Annotated in this window: 14 protein-coding genes; 7 read left to right on the top strand and 7 right to left on the bottom strand. The window is 59.2% G+C overall.

What is annotated here, in order from left to right; genetic code table 11:
• From asnB to AC0L2Y_RS16785, 3 genes are read left to right on the top strand one after another with little or no spacing between them, the layout of a single operon-like run.
• Positions 1–2,022 carry an asparagine synthase (glutamine-hydrolyzing) gene (gene asnB / locus AC0L2Y_RS16795; RefSeq protein ID WP_473557899.1) on the top strand — a complete coding sequence of 674 codons (2,022 nt, stop codon included), beginning with the start codon at positions 1–3 and terminating at the stop codon, positions 2,020–2,022.
• Positions 2,019–3,575, top strand: a complete 1,557-nt coding sequence (locus AC0L2Y_RS16790; protein WP_352489810.1) for a class I adenylate-forming enzyme family protein — start codon at positions 2,019–2,021, stop codon at positions 3,573–3,575. The genes asnB and AC0L2Y_RS16790 overlap by 4 nt, the downstream gene beginning before the upstream one ends.
• A gap of 56 nt (positions 3,576–3,631) precedes the next feature.
• Positions 3,632–3,898, top strand: coding sequence for an acyl carrier protein (locus tag AC0L2Y_RS16785; RefSeq protein WP_473557897.1), 267 nt, complete (start codon positions 3,632–3,634; stop codon positions 3,896–3,898).
• Positions 3,899–3,998: 100 nt separating this feature from the next.
• On the opposite strand, the gene AC0L2Y_RS16780 is transcribed toward AC0L2Y_RS16785, so the two are convergent.
• The gene (locus tag AC0L2Y_RS16780) at positions 3,999–4,691 is read right to left on the bottom strand and encodes a N5-glutamine methyltransferase family protein (RefSeq protein WP_473557894.1); all 693 of its coding nucleotides are present in this window, start codon (positions 4,689–4,691) and stop codon (positions 3,999–4,001) included.
• 405 nt (positions 4,692–5,096) lie between these two features.
• On the opposite strand from AC0L2Y_RS16780, the gene AC0L2Y_RS16775 reads away from it, so the two are divergent.
• Both AC0L2Y_RS16775 and AC0L2Y_RS16770 read left to right on the top strand, forming a co-directional pair.
• Entirely contained in the window at positions 5,097–6,848 is a 1,752-nt protein-coding gene (locus AC0L2Y_RS16775; protein ID WP_473557892.1) for a type I secretion system permease/ATPase, read from the top strand.
• Positions 6,849–7,051: 203 nt separating this feature from the next.
• A complete protein-coding gene (locus tag AC0L2Y_RS16770; protein ID WP_473557889.1) occupies positions 7,052–8,389 on the top strand; it encodes an HlyD family type I secretion periplasmic adaptor subunit in 1,338 nt (445 codons plus the stop codon).
• 24 nt (positions 8,390–8,413) lie between these two features.
• Here the strand turns inward: AC0L2Y_RS16770 and AC0L2Y_RS16765 are convergent, their stop codons facing one another.
• The 5 genes from AC0L2Y_RS16765 to AC0L2Y_RS16745 all read right to left on the bottom strand — a co-directional run bounded on the left by AC0L2Y_RS16765 (position 8,414) and on the right by AC0L2Y_RS16745 (position 13,420).
• Entirely contained in the window at positions 8,414–9,676 is a 1,263-nt protein-coding gene (locus tag AC0L2Y_RS16765; protein WP_473557888.1) for a polysaccharide biosynthesis/export family protein, read from the bottom strand.
• An 81-nt stretch (positions 9,677–9,757) separates the two neighbouring features.
• A complete protein-coding gene (locus AC0L2Y_RS16760) occupies positions 9,758–10,762 on the bottom strand; it encodes an SDR family NAD(P)-dependent oxidoreductase (RefSeq protein ID WP_473557886.1) in 1,005 nt (334 codons plus the stop codon).
• Positions 10,763–10,836: 74 nt separating this feature from the next.
• Positions 10,837–11,511: a sugar transferase gene (locus tag AC0L2Y_RS16755; protein ID WP_473557883.1), complete on the bottom strand. Its 675-nt coding sequence runs from the start codon at positions 11,509–11,511 to the stop codon at positions 10,837–10,839.
• Positions 11,508–12,644 (bottom strand): DegT/DnrJ/EryC1/StrS family aminotransferase, encoded by a 1,137-nt coding sequence (locus AC0L2Y_RS16750; protein WP_352490098.1) that lies wholly within the window; start codon positions 12,642–12,644, stop codon positions 11,508–11,510. Before AC0L2Y_RS16750 ends, AC0L2Y_RS16755 begins: the two co-directional genes overlap by 4 nt.
• Before the next feature lie 53 nt (positions 12,645–12,697).
• On the bottom strand, positions 12,698–13,420 hold the full coding sequence (locus tag AC0L2Y_RS16745) for a nucleotidyltransferase family protein (RefSeq protein WP_023675619.1): 723 nt from the start codon (positions 13,418–13,420) through the stop codon (positions 12,698–12,700).
• 510 nt (positions 13,421–13,930) lie between these two features.
• Between AC0L2Y_RS16745 and AC0L2Y_RS16740 the strand changes: the two genes are divergently transcribed.
• Complete coding sequence (locus AC0L2Y_RS16740) at positions 13,931–14,608, top strand: LuxR C-terminal-related transcriptional regulator (RefSeq protein ID WP_023675618.1); 678 nt, start codon at positions 13,931–13,933, stop codon at positions 14,606–14,608.
• 185 nt (positions 14,609–14,793) lie between these two features.
• Here AC0L2Y_RS16740 and AC0L2Y_RS16735 read toward each other — a convergent pair whose 3' ends face one another.
• A complete protein-coding gene (locus AC0L2Y_RS16735; protein ID WP_473557879.1) occupies positions 14,794–16,533 on the bottom strand; it encodes a PAS domain S-box protein in 1,740 nt (579 codons plus the stop codon).
• A gap of 286 nt (positions 16,534–16,819) precedes the next feature.
• On the opposite strand from AC0L2Y_RS16735, the gene AC0L2Y_RS16730 reads away from it, so the two are divergent.
• On the top strand, positions 16,820–17,530 hold the full coding sequence (locus AC0L2Y_RS16730) for a helix-turn-helix transcriptional regulator (protein WP_473557877.1): 711 nt from the start codon (positions 16,820–16,822) through the stop codon (positions 17,528–17,530).
• The last annotated feature ends 10 nt before the right edge of the window (positions 17,531–17,540 follow it).

Here is a 17,540-nt window from a genome sequence, read left to right as displayed (position 1 = left end):
ATGTGCGGCATCGCCGGAATTGTGTCGCTGAGCGCCGCAGCGGCGCCCCCTTCCCGGGATGCGCTGATACGCATGGCGGGCGCGCTGGCGCATCGCGGCCCGGACGAGCGCGGCCTTTACCGGGACAGACGTGCGGGATTGGCGCATGCCCGCCTGTCCGTCATCGATCTCGCAAGCGGTCAGCAGCCACTCGCCGGCGCGGGCGACACAATGTGGATCGTCTTCAACGGCGAAATCTTCAATTACGTCGAGCTGCGACAAGACCTGGTCGCGCTCGGTTATCGCTTCCGCACACGCAGCGACACCGAGGTCATCGTTCATGCCTATCATGCCTGGGGCGAGGCCGCCTTCGAGCGAATGAATGGGCAGTGGGCAGTCGCCATCTGGGACTCCGTGGCAGGTCGTCTCGTCTTGTCGCGGGATCGGTTCGGCATCTGCCCGCTGCACTTTTGCGAGCATGGCGGGCGGCTTTACTTCGCCAGCGAGGTGAAGGCCATTTTCGCGGCCGATGCGGATATACCCCGCGCCTTCGATCCAGCCGGCATCGATCAGACTTTCACACTTTGGACTGTCACGCCGCCACAGGGCGTGTTTGGAGGAGTAAGCGAACTCACCCCGGGGCGCATTCGTATTTATGAAAGCGGCGTCGTCCGGGAGCGGGCTTTTTGGAAGCCTGACTATCCAGAGGTTGACGGACCCGGCGATGATGAATTCACCGGCTCGCTTGATGACGCGGTGGAGGAAGTGCGCAGCGCCCTGGAAGCCGCGACGGCGCTCAGGATAGTACGCGCCGACGTGCCGGTCGGCTGCTATTTGTCCGGCGGGCTCGACAGCTCGCTGGTCGCCACGCTGGGGAGACGCTTCGCGGGCGAGCGCTTCCAGACTTTCTCGCTGCGTTTTGCCGACGCCGAGTATGATGAGACGCATTTCCAGCGCCTGGTTGCCGGCGTGGCCGGCAGTGACCATCATGAGGTGGTTGTTTCGCGCAGCGATATCGCTGGCATCTTCCCTGAGGTGACCTACCACACCGAGCGGCCAATCCTCAGGACCGCGCCGGCGCCGCTGTTCCTGCTCTCGAGACTGGTGCGCCAGCATGGCATCAAGGTCGTGCTGACCGGCGAAGGGGCCGACGAAATGTTCGCCGGCTACGATTTGTTCCGCGAGGGCAAGGTCCGCCGCTTCTGGGGACGCCAGCCCGCCTCGACGCGACGCTCGCGGCTGCTGGAGCGCCTCTATCCCTATCTCAGCCGCTCGCCGGTGCAGCAGCAGGCGATGGCACGCCAGTTCTTCGGGCGCGACATCCACGCCTGTGACGCGCCTGGTTTTGCGCATGGCACGCGCTGGCGTACCACAAGCGCCATCAAGCGGCTGTTTTCGGCAGACATGCGCGCCCAAACGGAGCGCCGCAACGCCGTATCCGAGCTGCTTGCCCGTCTGCCGGCGGAGTTTTCGCGATGGGGCTCTCTTGCGCAGGACCAGTATATCGAGATCCAGACGCTGATGTCGGGATACCTGCTTTCCTCACAAGGGGACAGGATGCTGATGGCTCATTCCGTCGAGGGGCGCTTCCCGTTCCTCGATCATGAACTCGTGAGGCTCGCGAATTCGCTTCCTGCCGCCTACAAGCTGCGCGTGCTCGATGAAAAGCATGTGCTGAAGCGCGTGGCGCAACCCATCGTGCCGTCGGAAATCGTCACGCGCAAGAAGCAGCCTTACCGGGCCCCCAACGCGCTTTGCTTCGTCGCAGATGGCGCTCCGGCCTACATTCGCGAAGCACTTTCGGAGCCCGCGCTGCGCGAAGCGAACGTCTTCGATCCCAAGTCGGTTACCCGGCTCCTGAGCAAGTGCCAGGCCAGCGCCGGCGGCGGCGACCTGTCCAACTCCGACAATATGGCGCTAGTCGGGGTGCTGTCGACGCAGCTTCTCCATCGGCAATTTATCGCGAGCCGTCCAAGTGGGGCTCGCACGCTCAAGCTCAGCATCGATATCGACCGCGTGCATCGCGAAGAGGTGCTCGCATGATGCATGGCGCCGTACCGCTCCTGCACGACTATCTCACCCACTCTGCCAGCCGGCTCGGCGGCAAGGTGGCCCTGGTGTGCGGCAATCAACGTGTCACTTATGGCGATCTCGATATGCGTTCGAACGCCATAGCGCACCATTTGACCGATGCCGGAATTGCGCGTGGCGATCGCGTGGTGGTCTTCGCCGACAACACTGTCGAGGCCGTCGTTGCGTTCTGGGCGGTGCTCAAGGCCAACGCCGTGGTGTGCATCGTCAATCCGCTCACCAAAAGCGACAAACTTGATTATCTGCTCAACGATTGCCGCCCGACGGCACTGATTACCGACAAACACCTGCACTCGATTTTCAGGGAGCCGGCGCGGAATTGCCCATCGTTGCGCCGCATGATCGTCTCCGGGCCGATCGAACGCAGCGATCTACAAGAACTGCCGCATGCTGTGCGCTGGGACGCCGCGGTCGCGGCAGCCCGCAGCACGCCGCCCGCGCGCCGCTGCATCGACATCGATCTCGCTGCGATCATTTATACGTCCGGCTCGACGGGCGAGCCCAAGGGCGTGATGCTGACGCACCGAAACATGATTGCCGCGTGCGCCTCGATTTCCTCATACCTGGCGCTTGCCGAAGACGAGGTGATCCTCAATGTCCTGCCGCTCGCCTTCGACTACGGTCTTTACCAGATGATCATGGCCTTCGGCGCGGGCGCCCGGCTGGTGCTTGAGCGCTCGTTCGCCTTCCCGGCGCAGATCCTTGGGCTGATCAAGCAAGAAAGGGTGACGGGTTTTCCCGGCGTACCGACCATCTTCGCCGCACTCGGGGAGCTCAGGTCTCTCAGGGATCAGGATTTTTCGAGTATTCGCTACGTCACGAACACTGCGGCCGCCCTGCCGCTCAAGCACATTCTCCTGCTGCAGGAGCTGTTTTCTGGCGCCCGCATCTATTCGATGTACGGCCTTACCGAATGCAAGCGCTGCACCTACCTGCCGCCGGAGGATCTGGAGCGAAAGCCGTCGAGCGTTGGGATCGCTATCCCCAATACGGAAATGTGGATTGTCGACGAGCATGACAGGCGGGTAGGCCCCGGCATCGTTGGTCAGCTCGTCATCCGCGGAGCGACGGTGATGAAGGGCTATTGGGGCAAGCCGGAGGCGACAGCCAGGAAGCTCAAGCCCGGCCCGCTGCCGGGTGAGCAGGTCCTATACACCGGCGACTACTGCCGGATGGACGCCGAGGGCTACCTCTACTTTGTCGGTCGCGGCGACGAGATCATAAAATCGCGCGGAGAGAAGATAGCGCCGAAGGAAGTGGAAAACGTGTTGATGAACATTGCGGGCGTACGGGAAGCCGCGGTCATCGGCGTTCCGGACGAGCTGCTCGGGCAAGCAGTGAAGGCATTTGTCGTGATGGAGCAGGGAAGCATGATCGGTGAAAAGCAGTTGCAGAAAGAGTGCCAGAGACGGCTGGAAAACTTCATGGTTCCGAAGTCCATCGTCATCGTACCCAGTCTGCCGATGACCGACACGGGTAAGCTCAAAAAAACGGCCCTGTCATGAGTCGGTACCAGGGCGAAGTTGATCAGCATTCATTTTTTGTACCGGAGGCGAAATCAATGTTATCTACCAAGGACAGAACCGATACCTGCAGCGAACAAATTCGCGCTTTCCTGGCTTCGAATTTCTATATAGCCGATCCCGAGAGCCTGGAGAGCGACACCTCGCTCCTCGACCAGGGCATCGTGGACTCGACGGGTGTGCTCGAGGTTATCGGCTTCATCGAGGAGACCTTCGGCATCACAGTCGAAGACAGCGAGCTGCTGCCGGAGAATCTCGATTCCATCGAGGGAATTGCGCAATACATCATGCGCAAGAGAAACTGACACGAGCGAAACTGATTGCCGAAATCTCGCGCAACTCTGTTTCAAGTTCCCGGCCGTTTCTAGCCGCGACAGCGCGTCTGGGCGGCCACGGCTGCGATGCTTACGCCTGCGCCTTCGTATGTCCCACAACCACCCTGCCCTCACCGGCCTGGTTGGTGACTGCCCGGATACTCTCATAAGCCTTGGAACGCTCGAGCAAACTCATGACCTGCCGGTCCTGGCCAAGCCCCACCTCGAAAAGCAGGATGCCTCCACGCCGCAAATAACGCGGTGCCTCCTTGAGCACCCGCATGTGGATGCTCAGGCCGTAGGGGCCGGCTGCGAATGCTTCACGCGGCTCGAGCTCGACCAGATGTGAACGGTCGCCCTCGAGCCGTTTTTCCGAAATGTAGGGCGGGTTGCAAACAATCACGTCGATCGTACCGTCGAGCTCCAAGCCGGAGAAGGCGCTGAACAAGTCGCCCTGAAGAACCGTTACCCGGTCCTCTATTTCAAGATGGGTGACGTTGCGGCGCGCGACCTCCACGCATCCGTCGGTAAGATCGCTTGCCCACACGCGCGCGGTGGGAGCGTGGTGCGCAATGGCGCACGCCAGATTGCCCGCCCCGCAGCACATGTCGACAACGCGAGGCACCGGCAGGCTCAGTTGGCTCAGGACATCGAGAGCGGCCTTGCCGAGCAATTCCGTTTCCGGCCGAGGAACAAGCGCACCGGGCGAGACAAGCAACTGCAATCCCATGAAGGTGCTGCGGCCCTTGCCGTAGGCATCGGCGACATTGATCTCTTCGCTCACGACACTCGCCTCCCGTTTTAGCCGGCGTTGGTGGCCGACAATTGCGTACCGATGAAGTGTATCTCAAAACCGTTTAACTCTCGATCGACAAAATCAAAACCCATCCGTCGCCAGACGCTTTGGAGCCTTGATGCTACAAAGATGATCATAAGCTTCTGCCGGGTGTCATGATTAGGAATATCTCCTTACCCGACCCGGTTATCCCCAGCCTGGCGAGCCAGTTGCCGAATTCTCAGCCTGGCGTCACGATTTTGCTACATTTTAATCAAAGAAGGCACGTATGTAAGCAATTCGTAATGTTCCAGCAGCGGGGCGGGGCTGCTGCTTCCCGGAAGGTTAAAGTTTGTCCCTCATCGAAAGAATCGACGAGATTGCGCAGCAATTTCGCGTCAACGAGCGCACATCATGAAGTCGACCAAAGGGCGCTCGCTCGATCTCCGCTCCGCAATGTTCGGCTGTGTGCACGGCCTCGTCGGCGTAGGCGTTTTCTCCGCATTGATAAATATCCTCGCCTTAACCGGCTCCGTCTACATGCTCCAGGTCTACGACCGCGTACTGCCTTCCCAGAGCGTGCCGACTCTTATCGGATTTACAGTCGGGATGCTGGGACTTTACGCGGCCTATGGGCTCCTCGATTTCGTGAGGCTTCGCCTGTTGGTCCGCATCGGCAGCCGCCTGCATAGAAATCTGCAGCAAAAAGCGTTCGCAGCCTCGCTTTCCCTGCCCCTCGTCGCCGGGCCGGATGCGAACCGGGTACACCCGCTTCGTGATCTGGACCAGCTACGTGGCTTTCTTTCCGGGCTGGGGCCGACAGTCTTATTCGACGCTCCCTGGATACCATTTTATATGGTGGTCATCTATCTGCTGCACCCCGCGCTTGGCGTGCTGGCAACGCTCGGCGCATGCGCCGTTGTGTTTTTGACGGTGGTTGCCGAGATCATCGGCCGCAAACCTGCGGCTCGTGCATCTGAGACACTCGTAGCGCAGCGGCTTCTGGCCGACTCCGGCCGCCGCAACGCAGAGGTTGTTCAGGCGATGGGCCTTTCCGCCCCGCTTAGCCGGCGCTGGAACGAGGTCAGTCATCTTTATCTGAAGAACCAGGAACGGCTCTCCGACGTCGTCGGCGCCGCAAGCTCACTGTCGAAGACGCTCCGAATGGCCCTGCAATCATGTGTGCTAGGGCTTGGTGCCTACCTTGTGATCGGCGGCGAGGCCTCGCCTGGCGTGATCATTGCATCGTCCATATTGCTGGGCCGCTCGCTGGCGCCGGTCGATGTGGCGATCGCAAACTGGAGAGGGTTTCTGGCAACCCGCAAAAGCTATACCGAGCTGGCGGCAGCGCTGGATGCTTTTGATAGCCAGCAAGAGCCAATGGAACTGCCCCGCCCGAAGGCAGAGCTTGCGGTCGAGGAATTGACCGTCGCGCCACCAAGCCTGCAGAAACCAACCATCTTCAATGTAAGCTTCCGCTTGGCGAGAGGCGCAGGGTTGGCGGTCGTCGGCCCGAGCGGCTCCGGCAAGACCACGCTCGTGCGCGCTTTGGTCGGGGCATGGAAGCCGCTTCGTGGCACCGTAAGATTGGACGGCGCCTCGCTCAATCAGTGGAACTCAGAACTGCTCGGCATTCATATCGGCTACCTGCCGCAGGACGTTGAGCTGTTCGACGGGACGATCGCCGACAACATTTCGAGGTTCGGCGGCAAAAGCGACGCAAAAGGCGTGCTGGCAGCTGCCAAGGCTGCGGGCGTGGACAAGATGATCATGCGTCTTCCGCAGGGTTTTCAAACACGCATCGGAGAAGGCGGCGCGGCCCTTTCGGCTGGGCAGAGGCAGCTCGTCGGGCTTGCCAGGGCACTTTACGGCGATCCATTTCTCGTCGTTCTTGACGAACCAAATTCCAATCTGGACGCAGACGGTGATGCTGCTTTGGCCGGCGCTATCCTGGCAGTGCGTCAGCGCGGCGGTATCGTGATCGTCGTTGCGCATCGCCCCTCCGCTCTCGTCAACATCGATCAGGTACTCGTCCTGTCGAACGGGATGCTCCATTCGTTCGGCTCGCGCGAAGACGTTCTGGCAAATGTGATCCGGCCCTTCCCGCGCCCGGACAAGCCAAACATTGTCGTTCCGCTGCAGCACGGTGCAAGCGGGCATGCTTGAGGTATTGCTTAGTGTCTAACGTGACCATGTCGTCATATGCTGCGGTTGGCGGCGAAGGCCAGCCGACCGGGGAGAAGCCGGAGCCGGATGGGATTCGAGCCAATCTACCCTGGGGTACTCTGGTCCGGAGCCTGGCAGCACATTGTCGTTCCGCCGCACAAACGTGCAGCCGGGCATATGCGAGGTATCGCCCTGCTGTTGCGGTGTCGTCATACGTCGCAGCCGGTGGCGAAAGCCGTTCGCTGGAGACGAAGCCAGAGCCGGATGGCATCCGGGCCAATCTGCTCTTGGGCCTGGCAACCAGCTTGCTGTTGATCTTTGGCGGAGGGCTCTGGTTGGGATTGACCAAGATTGCCGGCGCGGTGATTGCGCCCGCAACCGTGGTGGTCGAAAGCAACATTAAAAAAGTCCAGCATCAAACCGGCGGCACCATCGGCGGAATCTTCGCGCAGGACGGCGATCATGTGAAGGCCGGCGACGTGTTGGTCAGGCTGGACAACACATTGACCCGAGCAAACCTGCAGATAATCACCGAGGACCTCAATCGCGCCACCATTCGTCTGGCCCGACTGGAGGCCGAGCGCCAGGGTCTGCCGGAAATGCAGATCCCGCCCGACCTTCGGGCTCAAATGGGTGACCCGCAAGTGGTGGCACTTGTCAGTGGCGAGCGTGCCTTGTTTGAAAGTCGTGCTGCGGCGCTGGCTGGCCAGAAGGCACAATTGCAAAGCCGCGCGAAGCAGCTGGAACGTCAGATCGATGGCCTCAAATCGCAGCAGTCTGCAACGGACGAGTCTCTGGATCTGCTGACCAAGAACCTTGCAGATGTCGAATCTCTCTACGCAAAGAAGTTGGTGTCCAAGGAGAGGTTGAGCAATGTCAGCCTGGAGAAGACCCGGACTCGCGGCGAATCGGGACGCCTTGTCGCAGCGATAGCGGAGGTACAAGCTCACATCAGTGAAACGGACCTGCAGGTGCTTCAGCTCGACGAACAAATGCGGAGCGACGTGACCAACGAACTTCGCGAAACGGAAGCCAAGCAGACCGAACTCAGTGAGCGCAAGGTGGTGGCCGAAGACGAACTCGGCAGGACAGACATTCGTGCCCCGCAATCGGGCACGGTACAAGAATCCTCGATCCACACCGTCGGCGGCGTGATTGGCGCCGGAGAGGTGCTTATGATGATTGTGCCCGATTCCGACAACCTTGTCGTCGACGCTTCCATTCCTCCGGCGCGTATTGATGAGATTCATCCTGGACAGCAGGTGTCGATCCGCTTTCCGGCGTTCGACGCCGGCACCACACCTGCTTGCGAAGGCTCGGTCAAGCGCGTCTCAGCGGATCTGATCAAGGATCAGCAGCGTCAGCTTTCCTATTTTTCGGCGCGCATCGACGTCGAAAATGAAGCGACCTGCCTGACAGGAGAGAAAATACTCAAACCGGGCATGCCCGCCGAAGTCCACATAAGAACCGACGAGCGCAGTGTCTGGTCCTACTTGATGAAGCCCCTTACCGACCAGTTTTCCAGAGCCTTCAGGCAGTAAAGCGGTTGCGAAACGCGGCCCGATCTATCGGGTCGCCGCATTTTCGAGAGCGCTGCTGAACCTGACCTCGATCGTGTCTCCCGACATGACCTCGGTGTCTTCTTGGGCAAGCTGTTTTCGCCATTCTTCGCCGACCCTGCGAATGATCGTGACCTCGGCCTGGATCTTCTCGCCGGCAACCGGCAACGGCAGTGCGGCAGCTCCCGTGGGCTGCAACTTTTGGCTGGCGGCGCGAAGCCTTGCGCTGACGTCGGCAAGGCGCACGTTGGTATCCTTCAACTCGATCAGCAGACCCATCCTTCTTTGGTTGTCATTGCGTTCGTGCTGTCTGGCAAAATCGTCCTGCTGACGTCGTGCTCTCATAAGTTCAACCGACGTTTCGAGTGCCCGGCTGGAAGAGAGAACCAAAGCGCGCCGGACGTCGGCGAGCCGGGTATTGGTTAGATTTCCCGACTCAAACGCTTTCCTTACGCGCGCCAGATCGTCTTCGTCCGCCTTCACACCATCCGCTTCGGCCTGCGCGCGTTTGAGCAAGGTCTCGGTTTGTGCGGCGGCGTCCTTGCCGCTTTTATCCAGAAAGCCCTGCTCTTGCTGGAAGTTGTCCAACGACAGCTTCAGCCCTTCCGCTTCAGCCTGGGCGATCGCCGACGCAAAACTTGCCGGCAAGGGCGATCCTTGTGGTGGCTGCATGTCGAAAGTCGGTTTGTTCTGAAGTTCGGCGCGGATGCGGGCGCTATGAAAATAATCTCTCGTATATTCCCCCCAAAGCGACTCGTAATCGCGCCGCAGATCCACCGGATCTGGGCCAACCTGGTTTGCCCGGGACCGCAAAAGGCTGAAACCGCCTGACACGGCAATCGCCTGCCGCACCGTCATCAGCGGGCGGTAGGCCTGCTGTCCGGGAGTGAGCACGTCGCCGGTCACATAGATCGGCCTGTACTCCGCAACCACGGCGGTCACGTCTGTCGGCTTGATGACGATCATTTGCTCCCGCCCATCAGGCAGACGCTGGTGGAATATCTTGGTCGGCAAGATCGTCTGCATGCGCGTTTGCAGTTCAGCCGGAGTTAAGCCGCCCACCGAAACCATACCGACTTCGGGAAGCGCGATCGTGCCGTCCATCTGGACCACCGCACGTTGCGTTCGCTCAGGGATGGAGGCAATTCCAATCTCGACGGTGTCGCCGGCGGAAAGTCGATAGGCGACCCGTGCTTCCGCTGCAGCAGCCGTATCCATGGCAGCCAGCATGCCGAGCACGACAATAAGGATTCGATCAACGAGGACCATGGGCGACAATCTCCTTCCGGCTCGAATCCGACGATACCGCGGCCGCAATCAACAGCGGAGCCAATCCTCCCAGGCGAAAGCTCATGTCATGTAACCCATTTCGTGTCGCACTCGGCCTTCGCTGAGGCGCCCTTGCCACCATCCGATCGTCCGCTCCAAGCCTTCGCGCAGGCTGGTCTGGGCACGCCATCCAGTCTTGCTTTCGAGGAGCGAAGAATCGGCGAGCAAGGCACGTACTTCGGAATTCTGCGGCCGCAGGCGGCGCTCGTCCCGGTGGATTGGTTTCTTGCAGCCACTCAACTCGATCACCAGATCCAATATGTCCGAAATCGTCACAGCGCGCTGGCTTCCGGCATTATAGGCATGGCCAAATTCGAGCTCGGCCGAACCTGCGGTCAAAAACGCCGCCGCAGTGTCTTCCACGAAAGTAAGATCGCGGATCGGGCTTGTGTCTCCCACCATGATCGCCGGGCATTTTTTGTCGAGAGCCTGGCGTATAATGGTCGGTACGATGGCCCGCTCACTCTGGCGCGGGCCGTACGTATTGAACGGCCGCATGATGACCACAGGGATGTCGAACGATCTGGCATAGGACTCCGCCATCATGTCCGCGCCGATCTTGGATGCCGAATATGGTGACTGTCCCTGCAACGGGTGGGATTCGCTGATAGGCATTGTCAGCGCGGTGCCGTAAACCTCGCTTGTCGAAGTGTGCACCACACGCTCCGTCTCCCATTGGCGCGCCGCTTCGAGAACGTTGACCGTGCCCAGGATATTGGTCTCCACATAGGACTGGGCAGCGGCATACGAATACGGGATCGCTATCAGTGCGGCGAGATGAAACACGACCGCCTGGCCACGCACGATCCGGTTAAGGAACGCGCTGTCGCGAACATCGCCGCGGATGAGATTCAGCTGGCTTCGTATGGTGTTCGGCAAATCGTCCAGCCAGCCGTGGCTGTCGAAGGAATTGTAGAGAGCCAGCGCGGTGACGTCGGCACCGCTACGGACGAGTGCTTCGGTGAGATGCGAACCGATGAACCCATCGGCACCCGTAACCAGAACTTTCCTGCCCTTGTATGCCATGACCCAAGCGTTCCCCCTATGACGTGAGGCACTGACTTTGCAAATCCACGAGAGCGCGGATGTCCCACCTGCTCTCAAGATCCGATCGGCGGCGGCGACACGACGCCAAGCACTGCCAGCAGCCCGCGCACCATCCACACGACATCGGAGCCGATCGTGCGCTGCGGATAATAGGAAAGGTCGAGCCTGGCTTTGGCAGGAAACAGAACCTCGCGGTAGAACAGTAGCGGATCCACGGACCGAGGATAAAAACGGGCTTCGTGCCGGAAGAGAACCTGGGCAGGACCCAGCAAGCCTGGCTTGTATTGTAAAATACCCTCGAAGCCCCCGCGAAAACAATCGGCGAAGGCAAGGCTCTCCGGGCGTGGCCCGATGATTGCCATCTCGCCTCTGAAGACGTTCCAAAGCTGTGGCAGTTCGTCGAATTTGGTGACGGCGAGGAACCGTCCTATCGGCGTCATGCGGCTGTCGTCGGCCATGGTCAGCGCCAAGCCACCGGGGTCGCATTGCACGCTGAACTTGCGGAACTTGTACATGCGGAATGGGCGAGCACCAGCCCCGACGCGGGTCTGAGTGAAGAAGATGGGCCGACCGCCTTCCAGCAGCAGCGCCACGGCAATCAGCAGCATCAGCGGGGCGAAGACGATCGCCGCGGCCGCAGCAATGACGAGATCGATTGCTCGTCTCGCAGACCCATGGGCGGCGCTCGAGACGTTAGACCGATGAATGGCTAGGTCCAGGGCATTCATGCGGCTGTTCCTGTCTGAGCGCAGTTATTGACCGCCGCGGCAAGAGCGACGACTACCGATTCAACCAATGGCGCGGTGATCTGCGGATGTAGCGGTACAGTCAGTTCGCGCTGCGCGAAATCTTCAGTGCGCGGTAAGTGAGTACCGGGAATGAGCTCACGATAGAGCGTCATCTGGTGCACCGGCGGGTAGTGGATAGTGGTTTGTATCCCTTGCGCGCGCAGTGCGTCGATGACGTCTTGCCTGTCGGCGTAACGTGGCAAAAGGATAGGCATGATGTGGTAGGCCGACGTCCGCGGCTCGTGGAACGGGATGGTCACGGCCGGGCAATGCTTCGCTATGAGACGGCGATACAGCATGACCAGGATACGCCTGATCTCATTCCACTCCTGCAAATTTTGCAGCTGGACCAGTCCGATTGCAGCCCGCAGTTCATCCATGCGATAGTTGAAACCGAGCATGGTGACATCATACTGCGGGGTGCGGCTGTTCAGCCTTTGACGCGTCCCGGTGGTCATCCCATGTCCACGCGCCTGGCGGATTGTCTCGAGCAGACCAGCATCCCTGGCAATCACTGCCCCGCCTTCCGCCGTGGTCATGTTCTTGTTGCCGTAGAAGCTGAAGGCGGCCGCGGCACCAAATGTCCCCACCTCCTTCAAGCCCGGCGCATGCGCCGCGTCCTCGACGATATGCAGCCCCCGGGCACGGGCGAACTTCTGCCAGTGTTCCCGATCGGCGAGGTAGCCGGCGAAATGGACAAGAATGACTGCCTTGGTGCGGGCCGTGCATTTCGCTTCGGCTTCCACGATCGACATCAGCGGCACGTCGGCTGACTCGATGTCGACGAAGACCGGCGTCGCACCGACATAGAGGACCGCATTTGCGGTCGCGACGAAAGTCAAGGATGGCACCAGCACCTCGTCGCCCGGTCCGATGCCAAGTGCGTGCAAAATGAGATGAAGCGCTGCGGTGCAAGAACTGACCGCGACGCAATCCTCCGCATCATGAACGTCGGCAAAAGCTTGTTCGAAGGCTCGTACCTGCTCCCCCATGGTCAGCCAGCCGCTGTCGATGACCTTGGTCAAAGCAGTCTTTTCCGGCACACCCAAGATCGGGGCACTGACCAAGAGCATCACAACCTCCTAGACTGATAACTGTGGGAACCGGGCTCGTGACTTCATCATGATCATGCAGCCGTCGCAGTGACCTCGATCGAGGCCGACTGGTCTTCCCAGGAAATGGTCTGTGCGTTCTGAAAGTCGTCGACGCGCCCGATATCGAGCCAGAGACCCTCATGTTTGTACACGTGCACGGTTGTGCCGTTCTGCATCATCTGCAGCATCAGGTCGTCGAACCCAAAGGGTATGCCGGATGGGATAAACTGCAGAACATCCGGGTTCATGCAGTAAATTCCCATGCTGACCAGATGCGAAAGCGTCGGCTTCTCGCGAAAGACCTGCACGGTATTGTCGACTTCGTCGATGACGCCGAAATCCATCTTGATCAGGCGACAGGCTGTTGCGATCGTCACTGGATCGGTGTGCTTACGGTGCGCTGCTACAAATCGACTGAGGCTTAGATCCGTGAGGACATCGCCATTGAGAACGATGAATGGCTCCGTCAGTTCATCCCTGATCAAAGACAGTGGCCCGATGGTGCCAAGCGGCTCCATCTCCTGCGTATATCGAATTTTCAGGTTCCACTGCGAGCCATCTCCACACACGGTGCGGATCAAGTGGCCGAGATACCCGGTTGTAATATAGACTTCCTGAATACCGTTGCGTCGCAACCATTTCAGAAGCATCTCGAGAACCGGCCGTGCGCCGATCGGCATGAGCGGCTTCGGCAAGACCGAAGTGAAGGGGCGCAGGCGTGTTCCCATTCCTCCACATTGAATAACCGCTTTCATCTTGGTCCTCCCTTGTTCATTCGGCCTGAACGCTATCGTCACGGGCCGGCTATCCTGCCCTGGTCAGCACCGGGAAACGCGTTCTTGTCCCCTCAGAAGAACCGGTGAGATTTCCCGTAGAAGACCGGTGAGTTTTCCCCACTGTCCCCTGATCCGGACATTGCATCTGGATGGTATGTGGCCCTCAGGGTGGATGTCGTCGTGCATTCGAATGGTAACAATTCAGCCGTTTTGCTGTTCTATATCTTTAGACCTATAGCACTGCTGAATGACCGACCGGTCTGTCAGCTGTCCAAAAGGTCAGAACGTATGTTCGACGACGTTCGGCGGGTTTCGCTCACAAGGGGCAAAAAAAGAGGAGCGTTTCCCGTCATTTAAGATTATATTAGAAATCTGGCGTTTGCGGTGTTGGGGGTGCCGCAGCGTCGGCTGGATGAATCGACGAGTGGATGGCCACGACTTTCAGGCCATCGCCGTTCAATCCATTCAGACAGGCGTTGGGGTAGTTCAATGTATCGAATCGTCATCGCCGACGATCACGGCTTGTATCGTCGCGGCTTGCGATTGGCACTGACCGCAGGCATTCCAGGTGTAGAGATATTTGAAGCGTCTTGTTTCGACGCGGTGCTCAGTTTGCTGGCAGAGCAATCGTTCGTGGATCTTGCGATCCTGGACCTGAATATGCCGGGCCTGTTCAATCAAGAAGTGCTCGGCGGGATCCTGTCCGCCTATCCGGACACGCGATTTGCGATCGTTTCCGGAAACGATTCACGCTCGGAAATACTCACCGCGCTGTCGATCGGGCTTCACGGCTACATCGTAAAATCGCAGACGGACGAAGAGGTTGTTTTGGCCGTCAATGAAATCCTCTCCGGCCGCATCTATGTTCCTGCACTTCTGTCACGCCCGGGTGCAACGCAAACAACCCACGCGCATACCCATTCCGACGACAAAGGCCCACAGAGGCGTACCGCTGGCGTCAACCTCGGCAGGCTGACCTCGAGGCAAAAGGAAGTCCTCAAGCTGATGGCGGAAGGCTATTCAAACAAGGAAATTGCGCGCGATCTGGAAATCGCGGAGGCGACCACGAAAATCCACGCTGCTGCGGTTCTGCGTGAGTTGGGGGTACGCAATCGGACCGAGGCTGCCGTTATGCTGAAGACTTGGCTTTCGAGACATGCCAGCTAGAGCGCCGCGCGTCCCTTTTGGACGTGCAAACGGCGTCCCAAGACTCCTCACGCATATTACTGCATATCCCAAAGCCGCAGCGCGGCTTTGGGCCAACGACATTCTTGGAAGGAACCCTGCGCATCTCAAAGGCCGCTCAGCGCGACCCGCCTTTTAGATATCTGCTTTCCGATTGGAGCACTGCACTACAATCCGATTTCCTTGCGTGACAGCCGCAGCGAATACCGCAACCCTTGGTCCGATATTTCCAGCCTGGGAGAGTGACCGACAAGCGGCGCTCCATCCACTCCGATTATCATGGAGCCGAAGCCATGACGGACTACGCTTGAGGTCCTACGCCGCCCCGATTCCACCCACTCGAACACGATATCACTGCCTGTTTCTTCAGGTGCGAACGTCCAGCTTACGTCGATCCGGCCTTTTGGATCGGCAAGCGCTCCATATTTCATGGAATTGGTGGCAAGCTCGTGAACGATCATTGCAAAACTCTCGGCGGCGCCTCCCGACATCGCCACGGAAGGACCGCTGACCGATATCGCACGTGTTCCAATATATGGGTGCAATTCTTGCGCAACGAGATCGTTTATCGCCCCCGATACGCTGCCGTTGCGTGAAAGAAGCAGATGGGTTGCCTCGAGCGCGCGTATCCGGTCGATCAGCATTTCCTTGTATTTGGCGACGTTGTTTCCGGGAACATCGACCATCTTCACGAGCGCCGTGATCACCGCGAAAACATTGCCGAATCTGTGACGCTGTTCGAGCATGATGCGCTCCCGCTTCTTTGCCGCGGCGCGCAGCAGCGTGGTTTGTCGTCTCTCGCTCAGGTCGGCAGCCACTCCAAGCCGCTGTCCACCATCATCATGTCTTTCCTCCCTTCCGCGCAGCGCAACCCAGCGGATATGTCCGTCCGGTCGGCGGACGCGTATCTCAACATCGTAATTCGTGACCGATGGTGCGGCCTTTCTCGATGCCGCCAGCTTTGGCCAGTCCGCCGGATGAACGACAGCTGACAGTTCCTCCAAACTGCGGCTATTGGCCCGGGCCAGGCCGAGAATGTCCCAGAACGTGTCCGAGCCCGTGACTGTCCCGTTTTTAAGGTCGATGCGCCACGTAGCCAAGCGTCCAGCAGACAGAGCGAGGTCCAGCCATTCCTTCTGAGCCCGAAGCGCTTCGTGAACAGCGCGTCGTTCCGAAATATCGTCGACCACCACGAAGATGCTCTCCGAGAGCCCCCCCTTGGGTACGGACGAAGAAAGCGTTAGCCGAGCCCAGAAGGCCGTACCGTCCTTTCTTGACAGACGGACCTCGGAAACGAACGAAGAGATGTCATTGCCCAGCCTCGCCAACAATTGCGCCAAGGTGTGCCGGTCGTTCGGATGGGTGAGCGTATCGAGCTGCAATTGGGCAAGCTCCTCCTCCTTGTACCCGGTCATCTCACAAAGGCGTTTGTTGGACTGCAGCAACTCACCTTTCTCGTTGGTGTTCGCGAATCCCAGGGCAGCACGTTCGAAGGCCCAACGATAGCGGCTTTCGGTCGCCTCGACGGCAGCGAGCCTGGCCTCCGCGACTTCCAGCAACTCACGCAAGTCCTGCCTAAGGCGATGGAAGGTCATGGCAATCACCCCGCCCGAAACCAGAAGCAGGATTGCCCGTGCCCAATCTCCACTTGAAATCTGATCGTGTCCTCGTGCCCACAGCCCGACAGCCACCATCAGAATGGTCGCAGCGAGCGCCGGTACGCGGTCTTCGAGATAGGCGATAATAATAATAGCCGGAATAAATTCCAGAAAACTGGCGCCTTGCCCAATATAGGCTGACGATTTTATTTCAAATATCAGTGTGGCAGCTAACACCGATGCAGAGGCAATATGAGTTAGCAATCTGCCCGACGGGTTCGAATTCGACCTGCGCGACTGCGAGCTCATGGACACAGACTACAACCTTCTGACTAGCCCGTCGAGACTAGAGCAAAAAACGTACAGCTTAGTACCACTGCCGGATTGCCACACCGCTATCATAGCGCGCATTTTATCGGACGCAGCGGGGCCTAGGAGCTGCCTTAGAACTGTCGGATCATATTAAGTTTTCAAGGTGGTGATGAACATATCATCCGTCAGCGCATAGAAGACTAGAATCCAGCGACACATAGAAGACTACATGAATCCCGAATACTTATTTCGGGCGTGTGAAACTTTGGGTTAGGGGTAGAAAATGAATCTGATCGATAGACAGGTCGATGCTTCTTCGAGCAATCGGTACATTGCAACGAGGACCAAGTATGATTTTGAAGCGCGGAATACGCGGCCCTCTTCTGGTCACCTTCCTGATCGCGCATCGGATCCATTGGACGCAAGGTTCGGCGAACAAAAAGGCCGCAGTCTGGAATCCATAACCGGCGTGCTTGATCGCATTGGCTGTGGCTATCTCGTGCTGAATCGCGAAAGAAAAGTAGTCGAGTGGAACGCAGCCGCCCAAACCACGCTTGAGCGCCAGGGCGAAGCGGCCGACACGGCGAGCGGACTTACGGCCGCCCTAAGGCGGCTGATCGCGAATGTTCCGGGCCAATTCCTGCCGGGCTCGTTGTCTTGGGTGGTGATCCGCAGCAGGGGCGACCGACCGGTGATACTGAACGAGAACGGCGTTATCGCTCCCGAGGGGACGAGCATTGTGGCGTTGCTGGATCGCGACAACAGGTCGGGGCCAAATCCTCGCACGCTGCAAAGAATGTTTGGCCTGACGAGCGCAGAAACGCACCTCGCCTTGCGCTTGGCCCAGGGCGACGCACCTTTGGAGATCGCCCGCAGCTGGCGTCTCAGCCGCACCACGATCCGTTCCCAGCTTGCCTCGCTGTTCGCCAAGACCGAAACAAAACGCCAGGCGGAACTGGTGGCCCTTCTTGGGCGTATTTCGGTCCTGCCGTAAGGGCCTGCCA

It is taken from the genome of Mesorhizobium sp. WSM4830, assembly GCF_055811495.1.
The sequence above is the reverse complement of the archived record's forward strand: the minus strand, read 5'-3'. Positions and strand labels throughout refer to the sequence as shown.